General features: G+C 64.8%; 1 protein-coding gene and 1 pseudogene. Both read left to right on the forward strand.

The window, feature by feature from the left end; genetic code table 11:
- Positions 1–222 precede the first annotated feature (222 nt).
- Positions 223–1,536: a CmpA/NrtA family ABC transporter substrate-binding protein gene (locus tag I5M_RS26880; RefSeq protein ID WP_022724226.1), complete on the forward strand. Its 1,314-nt coding sequence runs from the start codon at positions 223–225 to the stop codon at positions 1,534–1,536.
- Positions 1,537–1,600: 64 nt separating this feature from the next.
- Positions 1,601–2,126, forward strand: a pseudogene (locus I5M_RS26885) (nitrate ABC transporter, permease protein); the annotation flags it as partial.

The following is a 2,126-nucleotide window of genomic DNA, read 5'->3' on the forward strand; positions in this document are numbered from 1 at the left end:
ATCCTAACCAATCACCCTCCCCGCGCGACTGGCACGGTTTTCGCTACTCTTAGGCGGGTCACCGGTGGGGTGATCCGGCGTCCATCGATAACTCCGACAGCAATGCCGCTGTCCTGGCTGTCCCGCGCGAGCGGGAAGCCAGGCAGCGGCTTTTTTCGTTTGGGGCATCGAACGCCAGCTTTGGGCAAACGGGTCGCACGACCTCGCGAGGGAAAGGCAACGATGACGATCAGCAACGACCGGACCGGACGTAAAGTGAGCCGCCGCCAGATCCTGAAGGCGACGGGCGGCGCGGCAGCACTGCTCGCCGCGGCGAAGTTGAACTTTCCCGGCGGTGCGTTCGCGCAAGAGGCCGGCCCCGAAGTCAAAGGCGCGCGGCTCGGCTTCATCGCGCTGACCGACGCCTCGCCGCTGTTCGTCGCCAAGGAGAAGGGTATCTTCGCGAAGTACGGCATGCCCGACGTCACCGTCGAGAAGCAGGCCTCGTGGGGCACGACGCGCGACAACCTCGTGCTCGGCTCGGAAGGCAACGGCATCGACGGCGCCCACATCCTGACGCCGATGCCGTATCTGATCTCGTCCGGCAAGGTGACGCAGAACAACGTGCCGACGCCGATGTACATCCTGGCGCGGCTCAACCTCAACGGTCAGTGCATCTCGGTCGGCAAGGAATACGCAGACCTCAAGATCGGCCTCGACACCGCGCCATTCAAAGTCGCGCTGGAGAAGAAGAAAGCCTCCGGCAAAGCCATCAAAGCGGCGATGACCTTCCCGGGCGGTACGCACGATCTGTGGATCCGCTACTGGCTCGCCGCCGGCGGCATCGATCCCGACAAGGACATCGAAACCATCGTGGTGCCGCCGGCCCAGATGGTCGCCAACATGAAGGTCGGCACGATGGACTGCTTCTGCGTCTGCGAGCCGTGGAATCTGCAGCTCATCCATCAGGACATCGGCTACACGGCGCTGACCACCGGCGAGCTGTGGGACAAGCATCCGGAGAAGTCGTTCGGCATGCGGGCCTCCTGGGTCGACAAGAATCCGAAGGCCGCCAAAGCACTGCTGATGGCGGTGATGGAAGCGCAGCAGTGGTGCGAGAAGGCCGAGAACCGCGAAGAGACCGCGAAGATCTGCGCCAAGCGGCAGTGGATCAACGTGCCGGCCGAAGACGTCATCGACCGCATGAAAGGCAAGTTCGACTACGGCACCGGCCGCGTCGTCGAGAACTCGCCGCAGCAGATGCGGTTCTGGGCCGACCACGCCTCCTACCCGTTCCAGAGCCACGATCTGTGGTTCATGACCGAGGATATCCGCTGGGGCAAGTACGAGCCCGGCTTCGACAGCAAGGCGCTGATCGCCAAGGTCAACCGCGAGGATCTGTGGAAGGACGCCGCCAAGACGCTCGGCGTCGCCGCCGCCGACATTCCGACCTCGACGTCGCGCGGCAAGGAGACGTTCTTCGACGGCAAGGTGTTCGATCCGGAGAACCCGACCGCTTACTTGAAGTCGCTGTCGATCAAACGCGTCGAAGTCTGACCCCAACAGGCGGACCGCCGCGCGGTCCGCCGTCCCCTTTCGAAGACGACGGAGCACCCAGCCGATGTCGATGACTGCCATGAAATCCGAGACCGAGACCGTCACCGTGCTCGCTGCACCGTCATCGCCGGTTCTGGCGATGCGGCCGAAGCGGCAGCCGCGCGCCGACAAATTCATCAAGGCCGCACGCGAAGTGGCCGTGCGGGTGATCCCGCCGCTGATCGTCGTCACCTTGCTGGTGGTGCTGTGGGAGCTCGTGTGCCGCCGCGCCGGCTCGGCGCTGCCGCCGCCGACGAAAGTTTTTTCCGACACCCGCGACCTGATCTTCGATCCGTTCTTCGACAATGGCGGCATCGACAAGGGCTTGTTCTGGCACCTCTCCGCCAGTCTCAAGCGCGTGGCGCTGGGCTACTCGCTCGCCGCGATCGCCGGCATCGCGCTCGGCACGCTGATCGGCCAATCGGTCTGGGCAATGCGCGGGCTCGATCCGATCTTCCAGGTGCTCCGCACGATCCCGCCGCTGGCCTGGCTGCCGCTGTCGCTGGCCGCGTTCCGCGACGGCGAGCCGTCGGCGATCTTCGTGATATCAT

Source organism: Rhodopseudomonas sp. B29 (assembly GCF_000333455.1).
Classification (GTDB): domain Bacteria; phylum Pseudomonadota; class Alphaproteobacteria; order Rhizobiales; family Xanthobacteraceae; genus Rhodopseudomonas.